This is a genomic window from Actinokineospora inagensis DSM 44258 (assembly GCF_000482865.1).
GTDB classification, from domain to species: Bacteria; Actinomycetota; Actinomycetes; order Mycobacteriales; family Pseudonocardiaceae; genus Actinokineospora; species Actinokineospora inagensis.
On record NZ_AXWW01000058.1, the window covers coordinates 1 to 17,194 of the forward strand.

At 70.4% G+C, this 17,194-nt stretch carries 15 protein-coding genes; 6 read left to right on the forward strand and 9 right to left on the reverse strand.

The window, feature by feature from the left end; all coding sequences use genetic code 11:
• Nucleotides 1–282 precede the first annotated feature (282 nt).
• Together H504_RS0121130 and H504_RS0121135 are read right to left on the reverse strand one after the other, a co-directional pair.
• Nucleotides 283–657, reverse strand: a complete 375-nt coding sequence (locus H504_RS0121130; protein WP_035305197.1) for an FKBP-type peptidyl-prolyl cis-trans isomerase — start codon at nucleotides 655–657, stop codon at nucleotides 283–285.
• A 78-nt stretch (nucleotides 658–735) separates the two neighbouring features.
• Nucleotides 736–1,434, reverse strand: coding sequence for a GAF and ANTAR domain-containing protein (locus tag H504_RS0121135; RefSeq protein WP_026424396.1), 699 nt, complete (start codon nucleotides 1,432–1,434; stop codon nucleotides 736–738).
• A 155-nt stretch (nucleotides 1,435–1,589) separates the two neighbouring features.
• On the opposite strand from H504_RS0121135, the gene H504_RS0121140 reads away from it, so the two are divergent.
• The 3 genes from H504_RS0121140 (at nucleotide 1,590) to H504_RS0121150 (ending at nucleotide 4,946) form a co-directional block, all read left to right on the forward strand.
• Nucleotides 1,590–2,294, forward strand: a complete 705-nt coding sequence (locus tag H504_RS0121140; protein WP_026424397.1) for a response regulator transcription factor — start codon at nucleotides 1,590–1,592, stop codon at nucleotides 2,292–2,294.
• Nucleotides 2,294–3,451 carry a sensor histidine kinase gene (locus H504_RS36220; RefSeq protein ID WP_051386092.1) on the forward strand — a complete coding sequence of 386 codons (1,158 nt, stop codon included), beginning with the start codon at nucleotides 2,294–2,296 and terminating at the stop codon, nucleotides 3,449–3,451. Before H504_RS0121140 ends, H504_RS36220 begins: the two co-directional genes overlap by 1 nt.
• 301 nt (nucleotides 3,452–3,752) lie before the next feature.
• Entirely contained in the window at nucleotides 3,753–4,946 is a 1,194-nt protein-coding gene (locus H504_RS0121150) for an endonuclease (protein WP_026424398.1), read from the forward strand.
• A gap of 47 nt (nucleotides 4,947–4,993) precedes the next feature.
• On the opposite strand, the gene H504_RS0121155 is transcribed toward H504_RS0121150, so the two are convergent.
• The 4 genes from H504_RS0121155 to H504_RS0121170 form a co-directional block, all read right to left on the reverse strand.
• Nucleotides 4,994–5,332 (reverse strand): DUF4180 domain-containing protein, encoded by a 339-nt coding sequence (locus H504_RS0121155; protein WP_026424399.1) that lies wholly within the window; start codon nucleotides 5,330–5,332, stop codon nucleotides 4,994–4,996.
• Entirely contained in the window at nucleotides 5,332–5,715 is a 384-nt protein-coding gene (locus H504_RS0121160; protein ID WP_026424400.1) for a helix-turn-helix domain-containing protein, read from the reverse strand. Before H504_RS0121160 ends, H504_RS0121155 begins: the two co-directional genes overlap by 1 nt.
• A 38-nt stretch (nucleotides 5,716–5,753) precedes the next feature.
• Entirely contained in the window at nucleotides 5,754–6,191 is a 438-nt protein-coding gene (locus H504_RS0121165; RefSeq protein WP_026424401.1) for a YdeI/OmpD-associated family protein, read from the reverse strand.
• 341 nt (nucleotides 6,192–6,532) lie between these two features.
• A complete protein-coding gene (locus H504_RS0121170; RefSeq protein WP_026424402.1) occupies nucleotides 6,533–7,303 on the reverse strand; it encodes a TetR/AcrR family transcriptional regulator in 771 nt (256 codons plus the stop codon).
• A 64-nt stretch (nucleotides 7,304–7,367) separates the two neighbouring features.
• Between H504_RS0121170 and H504_RS0121175 the strand changes: the two genes are divergently transcribed.
• Both H504_RS0121175 and H504_RS0121180 read left to right on the forward strand, forming a co-directional pair.
• Complete coding sequence (locus H504_RS0121175; protein WP_026424403.1) at nucleotides 7,368–9,653, forward strand: excinuclease ABC subunit UvrA; 2,286 nt, start codon at nucleotides 7,368–7,370, stop codon at nucleotides 9,651–9,653.
• Between the two features lie 73 nt (nucleotides 9,654–9,726).
• On the forward strand, nucleotides 9,727–10,764 hold the full coding sequence (locus tag H504_RS0121180; RefSeq protein ID WP_026424404.1) for a DUF4429 domain-containing protein: 1,038 nt from the start codon (nucleotides 9,727–9,729) through the stop codon (nucleotides 10,762–10,764).
• Here H504_RS0121180 and H504_RS0121185 read toward each other — a convergent pair.
• Together H504_RS0121185 and H504_RS0121190 are read right to left on the reverse strand one after the other, a co-directional pair.
• Complete coding sequence (locus H504_RS0121185) at nucleotides 10,730–11,986, reverse strand: alpha/beta fold hydrolase (RefSeq protein WP_026424405.1); 1,257 nt, start codon at nucleotides 11,984–11,986, stop codon at nucleotides 10,730–10,732. The two genes, H504_RS0121180 and H504_RS0121185, sit on opposite strands and share 35 nt — an antisense overlap.
• A 194-nt stretch (nucleotides 11,987–12,180) precedes the next feature.
• The gene (locus H504_RS0121190; RefSeq protein WP_026424406.1) at nucleotides 12,181–12,888 is read right to left on the reverse strand and encodes a DUF5710 domain-containing protein; all 708 of its coding nucleotides are present in this window, start codon (nucleotides 12,886–12,888) and stop codon (nucleotides 12,181–12,183) included.
• 147 nt (nucleotides 12,889–13,035) lie between these two features.
• Between H504_RS0121190 and H504_RS43680 the strand changes: the two genes are divergently transcribed.
• Nucleotides 13,036–15,051 carry a hypothetical protein gene (locus tag H504_RS43680; protein WP_026424407.1) on the forward strand — a complete coding sequence of 672 codons (2,016 nt, stop codon included), beginning with the start codon at nucleotides 13,036–13,038 and terminating at the stop codon, nucleotides 15,049–15,051.
• Between the two features lie 30 nt (nucleotides 15,052–15,081).
• On the opposite strand, the gene H504_RS0121200 is transcribed toward H504_RS43680, so the two are convergent.
• Entirely contained in the window at nucleotides 15,082–17,055 is a 1,974-nt protein-coding gene (locus H504_RS0121200; protein ID WP_026424408.1) for a UvrD-helicase domain-containing protein, read from the reverse strand.
• Nucleotides 17,056–17,194: the final 139 nt, after the last annotated feature.

Sequence of the window (17,194 nt, forward strand, 5' to 3'; positions counted from 1 at the left end):
CCCCCAAACAAAACAACTTCACCACAACGGGCGGTTGGTATCGGCGGGTTTCGAGGCGCGCGGTGCCGGTTGGTGGGCTTCGTCGATGGGCCGGGGGTTTGGTTTGAGGCGCGCGGGGCGGGTTGGCGCCCCTCGTCGATGTGGGGCGGGTTTCGAGGGGGGCGGGGGTGGGAGTGTGTGTGGTGGTGGGGCCTTTGAGCTGCGGGTTTGTTCTTGTGGTGGATGCCCCGCTCGGCACCGCTTGGGGGCTGGTGCCGGGCGGGGGCGTACCGAGGGGCGTGGTCAGCTCACGCTGAGGAGGTCGACGATGAAGATGAGGGTTTCGCCGGGTTTGATGGCGGCGCCTGCGCCGCGGTCGCCGTAGCCCAGGTGTGGGGGGATGACGAGGCGGCGGCGGCCGCCGACGCGCATGCCGGTGACGCCGTGGTCCCAGCCCGCGATGACGCGGCCGCCGCCGAGGGGGAAGGCGAAGGTTTCGCCGCGGTCCCAGGAGGCGTCGAACTGTTCGCCGGTGGAGTGGGCGACGCCGACGTAGTGGACTGAGACGAGCCTGCCCGGGGTGGCCTCTTCGCCGTCGCCGACTGAGAGGTCGTCGACGACGAGGTCGGCGGGTGGGGGGCCGTCGATCGGGTCGACCTCGGGCTTCTGCAGAGCCATGCGCGCTCCTCGCGTGGGGTGTTGGACCCGGTAATCCTCTCTTGGGCGGGTCGTGGCTGCGCGACGGACCCCGGGGCCTCAGCGGAGCACGAGGGGGAGGGCGCTGCGGACGACTTCCTCGGCGACCTGGGCGATTTTCAGGTTGTGGTTGCGGGCGAGGCGGCGGAGCTCCTGGAAGGACTCGGTGAGGCGGATGCCCTTGCGTTCGGCGAGAACGCCCTTGGCCTGTTCGATGACGACGCGGCTGTCGAGGGCGGACTGGAGTTGGTCGGCGAGGGTTTGGCGTTGCCGCACGGCGCGTTCGGTGGTGATGCCGATGGCGGCCATGTCGGCGAGGGACTGGGCGGCGGACAGCTCGTCGGCGGTGAAGGCGCGGTCCTCGACGCGGTAGAGGCACACGGCGCCGATGGGGGTGCCGCGCAGGCGCATGGGGATGCCGTGGGCGTGGTGGAAGCCCGCCGCGGTGGCGGTGTGCGCGAAATCGGGCCAGCGGGTGACGGGGCCGCCCTCGGGGACGCCGGTGGCGCAGGCGAGGGCGCCGGGGCCCGCGAGGCACTGGAGGTCGCGCAGGGCGGCCCGCCGGGGATCGCCCGGTCGGGCGTCGACCGTGTGCGGGGAGCCGTCGCTGTCGGCGATGAGGATGCCGGTGGCGTCGGCGTCGGCGAAGCGGGCGCAGTGGCCTGCCAGGACGCCGAGGTAGGTCGGCAGGTCGAAGCCGGGTGCCAGCGTGTCGGAGAGATCGATCAGCACATCGGCCGGCAGTGCCCGCGTCGCCATGGTTCGCGCCTCGCTTTGGATATTCGGAAATCAGTTCAGGTTATGCCCCGAATGGCGGTCACCCGACCACTGCGGGGTTGGTGCTTCCAGTGATACCGTTCCGCCTTGGCCAGGTCATCCTCGGAAGTTCAACGTTCGGTCAACGAGGAACGGAAGTGGAATCCGAAACCACCGACCGCCCCGCGGTGCTGCTCGTCGAGGACGAGCCCGACCTCGCCGCGATGGCGAGGGACTACCTGGTCCGCGACGGCTTCCAGGTGCTGCCCGCCGTCGACGTGCGGGCCGGGCTGCGGCTGCTCGAATCCGCGCACGTCGACCTGGTCGTGCTCGACCTCGGTCTGCCGGACGGCAACGGTCTGGACCTGTTGCGGACGTTGCGCGGCCGGGACAACCCGATGCCGGTCATCGTGGTCACCGGGCGCGGCGAGGAGGCGGACCGGGTCGTCGGCTTGGAGTTGGGCGCCGATGACTACCTGGTCAAGCCGTACTCCCAACGCGAGTTGGCCGCCCGCATCCGCGCCGTGCTGCGCCGGTCCACGGCCACACCGCCCGCGACGACGGCCATCCGGATCGGCGGTCTGGTGATCGACACCGGCGCCCGCGAGGTGCGCCGCGCGGGCACCCCGATCGCGCTCACCCCGCGCGAGTACGGCCTCGTCGAGTTCCTCGCTTCCGCGCCGGGGCAGGTGTTCTCCCGCGAACAGTTGCTGGACAACGTGTGGGGGTCGTCGTCGCGGTGGCAGGCGGCGACCACAGTGGACGAACACGTCTACCGGGTGCGCCGCAAGCTGCTCGCCGCCGGTGTCACCGAGCCGAGGATCACCACCGTGCGCGGGTTCGGCTACCGACTGGACCTGTGATGGACTTCCGCCTGCTGTTCGAATGCACCCCGTCGCCCTATTTGGTGTTGACCCCGGACCTGGTGATCTGCGAGGTCAACCCGGCCTATTTGACGGCGACAGCGGCGAAACGTGAAGACCTGCTCGGGAAACACATTTTCACCGCTTTCCCGGACAATCCCGATGACCCGGCCGCCGACGGTGTGCGGAACCTGCGCCGCTCGCTGGACGCGGTCCTGGCGACCGGGCGGCCGGACTCGATGCCGGTCCAGCGCTACGACATCGCGGTCGGTCCGGACGGTCGGTTCGAGGAACGGCACTGGAGCCCGGTGAACACGCCGCTGCTGGACGCGGACGGGGTGATCCGGTACGTGCTGCACCGGGTCGAGGACGTCACCGAGCTGGTCGGGTCGCGCGCGCCGGACGAGCGGGTGGAGCGGCTGGAGGTCGACCTGTTCGTCCGGTCCCGCGAGCTGAAGGCCGCCAACGACCGGCTGGCCGACACCACCGCCGCGCTGCGCCGCGAGCACCTGGCCAAGGACCGCTACTTCGCCGCTGTCGCGCACGAGTTGCGCAACCCGTTGGGCGCGCTGCGGGCCGCCGCCGAGGTGCTGGCCATGGACGTGGTCGAGCACCCGGCGCTGGGCGTGCTCGACCGGCAGGTGTCCGCGCTGAGCAGGCTGACCGGTGACCTGCTCGACGCGGGCCGGGTGATCGCCGGCGGGTTGCGGCTGGAGCGGGTGCCGCTGGACCTGCGCGGCCTGGTCCGGGAGTCGGTGGCCGACGGGGTCGACGGCCGGGTGGTGTCCCTCGCGGTGCCCGACGAGCCGGTGCGGGTGCTCGGTGACCGGGTGCGGCTGGGGCAGGTGCTGGGCAACCTGCTGTCCAACGCGGCGAAGTACAGCCAACCGGACACCGCCATCGAGGTCGGGCTCGGCGCCGCCGGGTCGACGGCCGAGCTCACCGTGGTGGACGCCGGGATCGGGTTCGACCCGGCCGCCGCGGAGTCGCTGTTCGAGGCGTTCACCCGGGTGGCGGAGTCGTACGCGGGTGGACTCGGGTTGGGCCTGCTCGTGGTGCGTGGCGTGGTCCGGGTGCACGGCGGGACGGTGGTAGCGCACAGCGACGGCCCGGGTACCGGTGCCCGGTTCACCGTCCGGCTTCCGCTCATCGGGTGACACCGTCCACTCCGGAGCGCCACCACCCGGGGACACCAGCCACGGCGCGTGCGGGTGGATCCCACTCGGCCCGGTAACACACCCCCCGCCCGTGGCGACACCACTATCGCGGCCCTGTCACCCCCCGACGGCAGGGCCGCTCTCTTCTTCCCGGGGCCGGGTACCGCCATCACCCCGCCATCGGGATGCTCCGCCAAGTTCATTCTTTAGTCGGTTACCGCATGGCACCCTTTCACTCGATAGTGAATGCCAAGTCACGCTCTGTCGACTTTGGTCACCTGTCGGGGAGAGGACACCGCCCGTGCGCTCCAGCCGCTGGTCCCTGTTAGCCCTGCTGGCCTGCCTCGCCACCGTCGTCGTGGCGCTGCAGGCCAGGCCAACCGCCGTCGCGACGCCGCTTGCCACCGCGCCGATCACTGTCGCGCAGGCCGTCGCCACCCAGAACGGCTCGTCGGCCACCGTCCGCGGTTACGTCGTCGGCCAGCCCACCGCGACCACCACCGTCATCCGGTCCGGCTACCCGAACGACTACGCCCTCGCGCTCGCCGACTCGGCCGCCGAGACGAACACCTCGCGCATGGTCTACGTCCAGATCACCACGTCGTTCCGCACCGGCTACGGCCTCAAGACCAACCCGTCGTTGCTCGGCGTCCAACTCGACGTCACCGGGGCCTTGAGCGCGTACTTCGCCCACCCGGGCCTCACCTCGACCACGGCGTTCGCCCGCGTCGACTCCGGGCCGACCACCACCACTCCACCGTCGACCACAACGCCGTCGACCACCACCGCGCCGCCCACAACCGGGCCGACCGATGACTACTACCGCTCCGCGCTCGGCAAGACCGGTCCGGCGCTCAAGACCGCGTTGAACCAGATCATCCGCACCAACGCCAAGGTCGGCTACGACCAGGTGTGGGACGCGCTCAAGGTCACCGACCAGGACCCGGCGAACTCGAACAACGTCATCGAGATCTACAGCGGCCGGTCCATCAGCAAGGCCAGTTCCGGCGGCGGCGCGCACGACTGGAACCGCGAGCACGTCTGGGCCAAGTCGCACGGTGACTTCGGCACCGCCACCGGCCCCGGCACCGACCTGCACCACCTGCGCCCCGAGGACGTCACGGTCAACAGCGAGCGCGGCAACAAGGACTTCGACAACGGCGGCAGCACCGTCGCCGACGCCCCGGGCAACAAGACCGACGCCGACTCCTGGGAGCCCCGGGACGCGGTCAAGGGCGACATCGCCCGGATGATCTTCTACATGGCCGTCCGCTACCAGGGCGGCGACGGCTTCCCGGACCTCGAGGTCGACGACACGGTCAACAACGGCACCCAGCCGTACATGGGCAAGCTGTCCACGCTGCGGCAGTGGAACGCCCAGGACCCGCCGGACGACTTCGAGCGGCACCGCAACCAGGTCATCTACGACACGTACCAGCACAACCGCAACCCGTTCATCGACCACCCGGAGTGGGTCGCGTCGATCTTCGGCTGAGGTTCTTCCGGCGGCCGGCCCGGGGATTGCTCCCCGGGCCGGCCGTTTCACATCCGGGCGTGGAACTCGTCGAGGGTGTCGAGCAGCCAGAACTCCTTGCCCTGGTTGGTTTCCCGGCGCAGCGCGCGAAGCGGTTCGCTGCGCGCCAAGTGCGCGGAGATGTCCCCGACGACGGCCAGCGGAATCCGGTACGACACGAACTTCCCCACAATCGCCCCGGCTATCCCACTGCTCAACGCGAAGAACGCCGGGTCGAGCCGCGACACCGGGACAACCACGGCACGCGCGCCGCGCCCCCACACGTCGCCGATGATGTCGACCGCGTCGCTCTCGCCTGCGAGCAGCGGACCATCCGGGGCCAGGTAAAGCACGTCGGGGTGGGTCATCAGGTCTCCTCACCGGGTTCGAGCACGGCACTGACCACGTTGAGCAAGTCGGCCGTGTCGGTGAGCCCACCGAGCAGCATCACCGTAAGACTCGCTCGTTCCTGGTTATAGGAGAGCTGCACGCGCGCGCCGCTCGCGGTAAGCAGAGTCGCCACCCGGTCCATGTCGGACCGCGTGATGGCGTCGACCCGAACCGTGGTCGCCACCTCCACCCGCCTGTGCGACGGCGGCGTCCCGGTGACGGCCTGCAGATCCCCACGCGCGATCCGGTACTGCTTCCCGATCCGGACCGCCTTGAGCTTCCCGTCCCGCACATACCCGCGCACGGTCCGCACATGGAGCCCCAACTCCTCGGCGACCTGCTCCACGGACAGCCACTCCATGTGAGTAAACTACCCTATGGGTGGCTCGATAGGGAAGTTTAGGGAGTGTTAAGGGTGGTTACGACTTTCTCGATCCGCCGCAGCCGAGTCGCCTCGGTCTTCGCGTCGGTCACCGACAAGACGTGCGCCCGCTGGTGGCTGTAGGAGAGCTTGTCGAACGCCGCCCTGGCGCCCCCCTCGGCCAACGCGTCCGCGAGGTCCTCGGGCACCTCCACAACCCGGGGCTCGGTGTCCAACTCGATGTCCACATCGACACTGTCCCCAGCCGCCACCCCAGCCGCCTTCCGGTTCTCCGCACTCAACGGCACGAAGTACCCACCCGCATGCGGCCCAATCGACGTGCGGTACGTGTACCCGCCCACGGTGACCTTGACGGCCACCCGCTTCTTCGACCCGAGCGCGACAAGAACGTCGTCAGGCACCCGAAGCCCAGTAGCACTCTTCCCGCTTTGCTCGACTGTCGTGGAAAATCGCATGGCGGGAGTATCACCCGGCTCCCACCGGTTCGGCAGCACCTGTGGCCCAACTCGTGTCGACGGCGGTGTGGGTCCTCTCGGTCCTCTCGGTGGCCGTCACCCGTGGTCGCAGACGAGTCGCCCGTACCGGCTTCGCCTTCGCCGCAACAACAAGGACCCAGCCCAGCCCCCACCCAGCCCCCACCCAGTCCCGGGGGGCGTCCCTGGTCCAGTCTACCGGCACCACCCGACGGGGCATAGGACCCGTCCGAAGCTGTGCACGATCGCCGTGGTTGTGGATAACTCGCCGAGCGTTGCCCACCCGCATCGGGTTGATGCAGGCACTCGACAGCGCGCGGTGGTCAAGCTGCTTTGACCTGGGCCGCGACCCCGTCCAGCATTGTGCGCAAGCCCGTGGTGAAGCTCTGGCGGGCCTCGTTCTCCATGTACGGCAGTGACTCGTCGAATTCCTTGTCTGACTCCAGGCGGGTCAGCAGGGGGTATCGGTCGGCGAAGTCGGGGGCGACGGTGGTAAGTTCGGCGGAGCGGGCGTACCACCAGTCCTCATCGGACTGGCCGGTTTCCCTCGCGGCGTGTCGGGCGTCGTTCATGAACGCGGCCGCGCCTTGGACGAAGTAGGTCAGGCCGCTGACCACGCCGCGGACGACGGGGCCGCGCAGACCGGCGGGTTCGAGGGCGCGGAGCAGGCGTTCGACGAGGTTCAGTTCGTGCGGTCCCAGCACCGGTCGCGCCATCGATACCTGTGCCGCCCAGGGGTGTCGGAGGTAGAACTCGAACAGTTCCTCCGCCCACGCCGTCACCCCGTCCCGCCAGTTCGGCTGGGCGTCGGCGACCAGTTCGCCGTGTACGTGGTCGTACATCAGGTCGAGCAGTTCGCTCTTGTCCGCGACGTAGGTGTACAGCGCCATCGCGGTGCGGCCCAGGCGTTCGCCGACCGCGCGCATCGATAGTCCCGCCATGCCCGCCGTGTCGGCGATCGCGATGGCGGCGTCGACGATCGCGTTCACGGTCAGCGACTGGCGCGGACCTGGGCGGACCGGCTCGTCGGTGGGTACCCGCCAGAGCAGGGCCATCGTCCGGCGCGGGTCGCCCTGGGCGGCGAAAACCCCCACGACTATCTCCTTATGGCGTAAAGTGACCGGGCCGATATCAGTTTACGCCGTAAGGACGCACCTCATGCAGCAAGCCCACCCCGCGGACCGGCACGACGTCATCCAGGTTCGCGGCGCCCGGGAGAACAACCTCGCCGACGTGTCGCTGGACATCCCGAAGCGGCGGCTGACCGTGTTCACCGGCGTTTCCGGCTCCGGCAAGTCCTCGCTGGTCTTCGGGACCATCGCGGCCGAGTCGCGGCGGATGATCAACGAGACGCACACCGCGTTCGTCCAGTCGTTCATGCCGCACCAGAGCAGGCCGGACGTCGACGCGCTGCGCAACCTCAGCGCCGCGATCATCGTCGACCAGGAGCGGATGGGCGCCAACTCCCGCTCCACCGTCGGCACCGCCACCGACGCGTTCACCATGCTCCGCATCCTGTTCAGCAGGCTGGGCACCCCGCGTATCGGCGGCGCGGGCCTGTTCAGCTTCAACCACCCCGAGGGCATGTGCCCGGAGTGCGACGGCATCGGCCGGGTGTCCACCATCGACGTGGACGCCATGGTCGACCGGGACCGCTCGCTCAACGAGGGGGCGATCACCGCGCCCAACTTCGGCGTCGACTCCTGGTACTGGCGGGTCTTCGCGGGCAGCGGCCTGTTCGACCCGGACACCAAGATCCGCGACTTCACCGCGGCGGAACTGGCCGACTTCCTGCACAAGCCCGCCACCAAGATCAAGGCGGGCGGGATCAACACGACCTACGAGGGCTTGGTCGTCAAGGTGCAGCGGCTGTACCTGGCCAAGGAGCGCGAATCGACGCAGCCGCACATCCGCGCGTTCGTCGACCGGGTCGCCACCTTCGGCACCTGCCCGGCCTGCGCGGGCGCCCGGCTCGGCGCGGCGGCCCGCTCGGTGACCATCGACGGCCGCACCATCGCCGAGTGCGCCGCGATGCAGATCAGCGACCTGGCCGAGTTCGTCGGCAAGGTCTCCGACGAGTCGGTGCGGCCGGTGCTCGCCGTGCTGGGCGAGACGCTGGACTCGCTGGTGGAGATCGGTTTGGGCTACCTGAGCCTGGACCGCGAGTCGGCGACCCTGTCCGGCGGCGAGTCGCAGCGGGTGAAGATGGTGCGCCACATCGGATCCAGCCTCACCGACGTCACCTACGTCTTCGACGAGCCGACCACCGGGCTGCACCCGCACGACATCGCGCGGATGAACGACCTGCTGCTGCGCCTGCGGGACAAGGGCAACACGGTCCTGGTCGTCGAGCACAAGCCCGAGGTCATCCGGATCGCGGACCACGTCGTCGACCTCGGTCCCGGTGCCGGTAGCGCGGGCGGGCGCCTCTGTTACGCCGGTGACTACGCGGGTCTTGCCGCGTCGGACACCTTGACTGGTCGTCACCTCGGTCACCGCGCGCGGCTGCGCGACAACCCGCGCGCCGCGACCGGTCAGATCCAGATCCGGGGCGCGAACACGCACAACCTGCGGGACGTCGATGTCGATGTGCCCCTTGGTGTTCTTACCGTCGTGACCGGGGTCGCCGGTTCCGGTAAGAGCTCGCTGATCCACGGGTCGATGTCCGAGCGCGGGGACGTCATTGTTGTCGACCAGTCCGCCATCCGCGGGTCGCGGCGCAGCAACCCCGCCACTTACACCGGCCTGCTCGACCCGATCCGCGCCGCCTTCGCCAAGGCCAACGGGGTCAAACCGGCGCTGTTCAGCGCCAACTCCGAAGGCGCCTGCCCGACCTGCAAGGGCATCGGGCTGGTGTACAGCGACCTGGCGATGATGGCCGGGGTCGCGTCGGTGTGCGAGGACTGCGACGGCCGCCGGTTCACCCCGGAGGTGTTGGCGCTCAAGCTCGACGGCCGCTCGATCGGCGACGTGCTCGGCATGTCGGTCACCGAGGCGCACGGGTTCCTCGCCCAGGGATCGATCAGGGGCCCGGCGGGCCGCAAGATCCTGGACCGGCTCGTCGACGTCGGCCTGGGCTACCTGACCCTCGGCCAACCCTTGACCACGCTGTCCGGCGGCGAGCGGCAGCGGCTCAAGCTGGCCATCCGGATGGCCGGGTCCGGCTCGACCTACGTCCTCGACGAACCCACCACCGGCCTGCACCTCGCCGACGTCGACCAGCTACTCGCCCTGCTCGACCGCCTGGTCGACGCGGGCAACACCGTCGTCGTCATCGAGCACCACCAGGCCGTCATGGCGCACGCCGACTGGATCGTCGACCTCGGCCCCGGCGCGGGCCACGACGGCGGCCGGGTCGTCTTCACCGGCACCCCGGCCGACCTGGTCGCCACCGGGGACACCCGCACCGCTCGGCACCTCCGCGAATACGTGTCTGTCACGTGACGTCCACGGCTGGACCGGCTGCGTAACATCGAACCCGGGTGGGGTTGACGCGCTGCTGGGCGAGGAGGCGTGTGTGGACGGCATCGGCATCTCGGTGACGCTGGACGGGGGCCACCTGTCGGTCACCCCCACCAACGCCATCGGCAGGCTCGCCCTCGGCGGTGGACCGCTGACCGTCGACCTGCGCGACATCGCCGCCGTCACCGTGCACGACGCCGGTCCGCTGCGCAACGGCAGGCTCGACCTGCGGCTGCGCGACGGCCGCAGCTACCAACTCGCGTTCACCCGGGCGCACCAGGACGAGTTCGCCCGGCTGCAGGGGATCCTCGCCGCGCGACGGGGGCCGCAGGTGCCGCTTCCGCGCGAGGCGGACCTGGCGACCCCGTTGCGCGGGAAGGGGTTCTTCACCCTGCCGGTGGTGGAGGAGCCCGCGGTGGTGCGCGCGCTCGCCGGTCCCGCGTGGGTGGGGGATCGGGTCTCCCAAGCGGAACTACGGTTGCGCGACGGTGAAATCCAGGTGTTGGTGGAGGGTTACGCGGTCGGCGTGCTGCCCGCGGACGCCGCTCTCGCCTACCGGGTGCCGCTGGAACGCGTTGGTGGATCTGGTCGATGTCGTGTGCGGTTGTGGTGGACTCGCGAACACCCCCGGTTCGCGGGCGCGGTCACCCTGGACATCGCCGAACCGGAGTTCGTGCTGCCGGTGAACACCGTGGACCCGCGCGCGCTGCGCGTCCCACCCGGGCGACCGTTCCAGATGACCCGCGAACGCGACCACATGGACGTCCTCGTCCCCCTGATGGACCGCGCCTACCTCCCCGGCAAGGCCCTCGTCGTCGCCAGCCTGCACCTGGAGGAGCGCCCCGGGCCGCGGTCGACCAGCGTCGTGGTCGCCCTGCGGGTCGACGGCGCCGAGATCGGCGAGCTGGGCAGGCAGACCTCGGGGCGGTTCCGCCCGCTCGTCGGACCGCTGGCGGAGGCCGGGCTGCCCTGCTACGCCGATGTCGTCCTGGTCGGCAACGCGTTCGCCGTCGAGGGCCGGGTGCTGCTGACCCCGCCGGAGGAGCTGCCGGACGAGTTCATCCAGCGCGTCCAGGGCCTTCTCCGCGCCTGACCTGCTGGATCAACCGGTCGAGCACCGTGCCGTCGCTGACCCGCAGGCCGTCGTGCTCGTACTCCGCCGTCAGCCACGGCCGCGCCCCCGCGATGGTCCGCGCCGTCTCCAACGACAACTCCCGCGCCACGTACATGTCGTCGTGGTACACCGCCGCCGCGACCGGGACCCGGTTGGCCCGCAGGCGCTCGACGTCGTACAGCTCCGGCCACTCCTCCCGCTCGGCCAGCAGGTGCGCGGTCTCCCGGAACGGCATCAGCGCCGGGTCCGTGTCGAACACCTCGGGGTAGATCATCTCCCCGGTGAACATGACCGGCCGGTCCTGCTCGAACTCCGGGAACTCCCGCCGTACCCGCCACGCCGCCCACCGCGTCGGCTGCCGCCCCTGCGCGTAAGACGCCTCGTGCAACAGGAAGTACAGCGGCGCCCCTGACGCCCACGACAACTCCCGTTCGACGTCCGCCAGGAAGGCGTCCGCCAACCGGCTCCCGTCGAACGCGGACTCCAGCAGGTAGTGCAACCGCGTGCTCCCGGTCGACGACCCCAGCAGGTTCCCCAGTGACTGGAAGGCCGCCACGGTCAGCGGGCGGCCGTTCGGCAGCAACTCCGGCTGCTGCCGCAACCTGCGCACCACCTCCCGCGCCAGCTCGACGTCCTCCGGGAACCGCTCGTAGTGCTTGGTGTTCTTCCCGACGACCGTCTGGTAGAGCACCCGGTACACATCGTCCGCAGTGGACTCAACCGGCGGCAATCCCCCGGTGACGAAGACTTCCGTGATCCCCTCGGGGGCGATCGACAAGTACGTCGTGGCGCAGTACCCGCCGAAACTCTGCCCCAGCACACTCCACTTGTCACCGCCCAACGCCGCACGCACCACTTCGGCGTCCCGCACAATGGAATCAGCCCGGAAATGCCCGAGGTACTCGGCTTGTTCGCGTGCGTTCCCCACCCCAGCAAGGGAATACCGGGTCACCGGCGCCGACCGGCCGGTTCCCCGCTGGTCCAACAACACCACCTGGTAGTCGGCCAACGCCCGCCGTAACCACCCCTCCCCGCCCAGCGGCCGCGGCGCCGGAAGTCCCGGACCCCCGTTCAGGTACAGCAGGTAGGGCAACTCCCGTCCACTCGACAGGATTCGCGCGTACACGTCGATGAACCCCCTACCGGGATTCCCGTGGTCCAACGGAACCGTGAACCAGCGGTCACCAGCCGCGAATTCCATTCGCCCCCCAATCCGGACCTCTTGGATCCGGACTGTACCCACTCTCCCCACACCGGCGACCGTTCCCGCTTGCCACTCATCCCCTGGGAACCCACCCCGACAGTCGGCGGGTTCCCAGGGGCCGACCACCTGGGCCGGGCGGCTCACCCACCGCCGTGGTCGGAAACCCGCCGTCGCGACCGGTGAACCACCGTTCAGCGGCCCGTGCCGCGTGCCTGCCCGAGGGCCGCCCGTGCCGCGTCCGGTCGGGTCTCGGCGGCGGGCGGGGGAGCTATCCGGACACCGGCGCCGGTCAAGATCCCCAGGTCGAGGTCCCAGGTCGTCCGCGACCGCCGCTGCCACACCGCGAACGCCTCTTGCACGTGGGCCTCCGCCGCGGCCTCGGACCACCCGGTGACCGCGACCAGGTGGGCCAGCGCCTGCTCGGCAACCCCCTTGACCTGCGCGAGTCCGAAGTGGGTCGTGCGGTGGCAGTCGGTGCACACGCAGATCAACCGGCGCAGGACCTGGACCGCAGGGGCCTCGTACGACCACCGTTCGTGCACCTCAAGCCACCGCTGCCCCGCGCGGTCCTCGCCGCGCAGGCAGATCTCACACGTCCGCCCGGCCCGTCCGACGACCATCCGCCGCAACCGCTCCCAGTCGCGCTGGTCCACACAGGACCGCACGTTGGTGAACCAGCACGAGCTCGGCACCAGGTCGACGAACAACCCCGAACCGAACCCGCGGTCCTCGCCGGGCAGCAACTCCGGGATCGCGGGCGCCGCCGCCCACCGGTCGAGCTCGGCTATTCCCGCCCGCGGCGCGTACCAGCGCTTGGCCCCGGGATCCCACTTCGCGCCGAGCGACTTGGCCTCGTCCTTGTCCTGGTACGGAACATCGAGCCACGTTCGATCACCCATGCCCGCAGTACAGCCGATCTCGGGCCGGTGCGGAACGCGACTGGCCGTGGCGCTCGTCGCGGGAACCCGACACGTTCCCGACGCGGCCGACCGTGGGCCCGGTCAGGCGGCTACCGCCTGGGGAATCCCGGGTCTACGCTCACCGCCGTGACGACCCGTGAGACCCCGGACTGGCCCGCGCTGGAGCACGCCTACGGGACCGCACAGGACATCCCGGAGTTGCTGGCGAGCCTGCGCGGGCAGGAGTGGGCGGAGGCCGTCGACGAGCTGTCGGCGTCGATCCTGCACCAGGGGAGTGTCTACCCGGCGACGGTGGCGGCGGTGCCGTTCCTGGTGGACGTGGCGCGCGACGCCGGGTCTGAAGGGCGGCTGGGGGCCTTGTGGCTGCTGACCTCCTACGCCGAGTCGATCGAAGCTGGGGCCAGTCGATCGGAGACCTACCTGCCCGAGGGCATCGACATCGAGGAGTTCGATCGGGACGCCCAAGCCGCGCTGGCGGCGGCGAACCGGGGACTACTGTCCCTTGTGGATGATCAGGACCATGAGGTGCGGTCGGCGGTGTACGGGTTCGTGGCGGTCGCGCCGGAATGCGCCGAGGAGGTGCGGGCGCGGTTCGATGTGGAGCGTGACGCCGCCGTCGCACTGGTGGAAGCGTTGGTACGACACAGGAAATTCGACGAACGCGATCTCGATGTGCTGCTGGAGCGCGGCGATGACGCCGTCACCTTCGCCGCGGCGTGGTCGGCGGTCGCGGTAGGCGCGGACATCCCCGACGCGGTCGACCACCTCGTACGGCTGTGGCCGGACCACGCCGAGGACTACCCGGGGTCCGGACCGTCCATCTACTTCCTGGCGCGAGCCGGAGGCGCCGACGCGATCGCTGCGCTGCGGCGACTCCAACCAGGTCTTGAGGTCGCGGAGGCCGCTCGCGCGTGGACCGAGATCGCGGGGGCATCCAGGTCGTCGGCATCGCCCGCCGTGGACGGATTGCTCGCGCTCGACCCGCGCACCGACGACGTCGTGACAGCGCTGGTCCAGGTCTTACCCGGCGCACCCGACCGGACCGCCGAGGTCTGCGACGCCGTCGCCGGTTTCGAAACCCCCGCCGCGGCCGCGATCCTGTTCACCGCACGAGATCCCCGATGGGTGCCGGTCGCCTCAGCGGTGATCGCCGGGTCCGAGCCCGGCAACGACTTCGCCTACGCCCTAGCTGGATACCCCGCACAGCGCCGGGACATCGAGTGGGCGGCTGCGGACCTGCTTGCCATCACCGCTCAGGCCATCGAGGCGTGGGGTCTGGCCACCTGGGTTGACCTGCTCGCGCTGTTCCCGCCATCCGAGGCCGTGCTCCGCGCCGCCCTGCCCGCCCTGGAGTCCGCGCCGAAGGCGGTGGCCCAGGTGATCGCCCGCACCCCGTCCGTGATCCCCCCGGACCTCCGCGCCCACCTCGACTCGGCCCTGTCGGCCGTCCACCCCGAGAACGACTCGACCGCGGGCTGGATCACCGCCGCCCTCAGCAACCCCGACTTCGCCGCCGCCTGGACCCTCACCGGCGAAGACACCAACCTGCTCAACGTATGGGCCGCCTACCCATCCCCATCCCTCGACGCCGCCTGCTTAGCACTACTCGACGGCACCGCCCGCACCTCTTACCCCGGCCGACAATGCCAACTCGCCGCCGCAAGAGCTCTCGATGACCCTGCCCGCTCCTGGCCCACCGTCCTCGCCATCGTCAACGAAGCCGGTCAACCCCTCGAAGACGCCATTGCCCTGGCCCGCACCTACGACCACCGCGACGCCCTCGTCACCACCCTCCGCGACATCGCCGACAACGGCCGCGACACGTGGTCCGGCCCCGACACCCGGGCCACCGCCATCGCCCTCGCCGCCCTCCAAGACCTCGGCGAACTCCCCCCGCCCGAGGCAGTGGACCGCGCCCTGGCCACCCTCCACTCCTCCCTCACCCACCTCACCACGGCCCGCACAGCCCCCACCATCGCCGCCATCCTCCACACCGCCCTGGCCGCCGACCCCACCCTCCGCCCCACCATCACCGCCGCCCTACACCCCTTGATCGACACCGACCACCGCTTCCCCACCACCAGCGAAACCATCGAGGACGACACGACCATCCTCACCGCCCTCCGCTCGGTCCTCGCCTGACAGCGGTCGTCGGTCGACAGCCGCCGTTGGTCAACGGTGTTCGGCCCGGTCGCCGTTCGCAGTGGTGATCTCGCCCCACCAGAGGAAATCCCTGGCCCGGGTCGCGGCGACCAAGTTCTGCCGGTCGCGCAGGTCCGCCTCCTCCTGTGCCGACTCCCGGTCCGACGGGTGGTCGGCGGCCTCGCGAACGACGAGCACCGCCTGGAAGTCCAGGCCCTTGGCCCGGTGCACCGTGCCGATCTTCAGCCGGTCGTCCCGCTCACCCCGGTACCCGGTCAACGACCTGGTCTCGATCCCGGCCTCGCGCAAGATCGCCTCGCACGCCTTGAGCTGCCGGTTGCTGAACGCGATCAGCGCTGTCTGGCCGAGCGGTACCGGCAGCCCGCGGATCACCTCGACCAGTTTCGCGGGCAACTCGCCCGGCGTCCCCTGCCAGGAACCCGCGGTGCCACCGGGGTTGACGGCCTCGGCGTCACGCAACGCCACCCCCGAACCGCCGTCCAGGTCGTCCACCTGGTTCTTCGCGTCGAACCGCTGGGCGAACCCCAACACGGTCGCCCGGTTCCGGTAGTTGACCCGCAGCACCTCACCCCGACCCTGGACGGAGATGTCCGCGTCCGAGAGCCGCCAGCCGCCCGGGTAGACCTGTTGTTGCCCGTCCCCGACGAGCAGCAACCGGTTGCTGCCGGTCCCCGCCAAGGCGTTGAGCAGACGCAGACCGACCAGGGTGATGTCCTGGACTTCATCGACGATCACCGCCGCGTACGGGTTCTCCAGCGGCCGCGCGGTCACCTCGTCGAGTGCCCTGGCGATCACGTCGTTGAAGTCGTCGACTTCCCGCTGCCGGAGCTTCTTCTGGTAGGTCTCGTACAGCGCCCACACGGCCTCGCGTGCCCGGGGATTCAACCCCCTTGTCCGGCCGAGGCGTTCCACGCCGCGGTATTCGTCGAACGTGCGCAGACCACGCCCCTTGAGCACGCGATCGATCTCCGACCGCCAGTAGTCGACCGGTTCGAGTTCCTCGAGCCTGTCGCGGTGGACCAGCCAGGCCCGGCTGAACGCGTCGTCGGCCTTGCCGTGGTTCAGCCGCGCGGCGCGGTCGCGGGACCGCAGGAAGTCGAGTGCCCAAGCATGCAGGTTGGTGAACTCCACCCGGTCGCCGATTTCCGGGGCGAAGTCGTGGAACAACGTCCGGTGCACGGCGGGCAACGTCCGCACGAAGGTGGTGAACAGCAACGGACCGGTACTCCGCCGGGCCAGGTACCGGAGCCGGTGCAGGGCGACCACGGTCTTGCCGGTGCCCGCCGGGCCGCTGATCCGGGCGGGGCCGCTGTAGTGGCGGGTGGCGACAGCGTGCTGGTCCGGGTGCAGGAACATCTGCCACGACTCGAAAGACCGCCGCTGGGCCGCCTCGACCTGGTCGGCGGCGAGGTCCTCCGCCTCGAGCAGCCCCGCAGCCTCGGCCGGGCGTTCGGGTGCCGTGACCCGCAGCCGCCGGTACCCGGTCAGGTGCTCCGCCGCCGCGTCGGCGAACCGCTCGGCCGAACGGCGGTCCAGTCGCGCGGCCGATCCGGTGAACAGCGACGGTAGTTCGCCCTCGGTGATCCCGTGGTATAGGCGGCTGTCCCGGGCGGGGTGGCCCGGCCCGGCGCCGGGCAGAACCACGACGAGGCTGACCGCCGACTCGGGCAACACCCGGCCGCCCGGACCGGGAACGCCCGCGCACCGCTGTTCCGCGTGCCACAGGACCGCCCTGGCCGCGGTGTCATCCGGGGGTTCGTCCGCGACCAGCACGGCGAACACCCCACCACGCCCGATCAGGAACGCCGTGGCCGTGTTCGGTGACCGGTCCGCCCGCACGAACAGGTGCCACCCCGTCGCGGTGTGGGTGAGCAGGGCGGTGAGCACCCGCCTTTCCGACGGGCGCGGCCACGGGAGTTCGCGGTTGAGCATTTCCCCGGCTTGTTTCGCGATCAGCCGTCGTGCCTGGCTGCTCAGCCCCATTCAATCCCCCCTCGCGCCCGTTGATCACCGTAGAGCGGAATGCGAACCGCGGACCGGCGGTACCGCGCAATCACTCGAATGTCCCAACGGGTGTTGTCGAACACCAGTTCGCCGATTCGGGGTTGTCCGGGTGCCGGGT

Bases quoted from the DNA above. Each gene is read 5' to 3' on its own strand.
- H504_RS0121190 (WP_026424406.1), bottom strand. From the start codon at position 12,888: ATGGGTGATCGAACGTGGCTCGATGTTCCGTACCAGGACAAGGACGAG.
- H504_RS0121185 (WP_026424405.1), bottom strand. From the start codon at position 11,986: ATGGAATTCGCGGCTGGTGACCGCTGGTTCACGGTTCCGTTGGACCAC.
- H504_RS0121175 (WP_026424403.1), top strand. From the start codon at position 7,368: ATGCAGCAAGCCCACCCCGCGGACCGGCACGACGTCATCCAGGTTCGC.
- H504_RS0121200 (WP_026424408.1), bottom strand. From the start codon at position 17,055: ATGGGGCTGAGCAGCCAGGCACGACGGCTGATCGCGAAACAAGCCGGG.
- H504_RS0121135 (WP_026424396.1), bottom strand. From the start codon at position 1,434: ATGGCGACGCGGGCACTGCCGGCCGATGTGCTGATCGATCTCTCCGAC.
- H504_RS0121165 (WP_026424401.1), bottom strand. From the start codon at position 6,191: ATGCGATTTTCCACGACAGTCGAGCAAAGCGGGAAGAGTGCTACTGGG.
- H504_RS0121130 (WP_035305197.1), bottom strand. From the start codon at position 657: ATGGCTCTGCAGAAGCCCGAGGTCGACCCGATCGACGGCCCCCCACCC.
- H504_RS0121155 (WP_026424399.1), bottom strand. From the start codon at position 5,332: ATGACCCACCCCGACGTGCTTTACCTGGCCCCGGATGGTCCGCTGCTC.
- H504_RS0121160 (WP_026424400.1), bottom strand. From the start codon at position 5,715: ATGGAGTGGCTGTCCGTGGAGCAGGTCGCCGAGGAGTTGGGGCTCCAT.
- H504_RS36220 (WP_051386092.1), top strand. From the start codon at position 2,294: ATGGACTTCCGCCTGCTGTTCGAATGCACCCCGTCGCCCTATTTGGTG.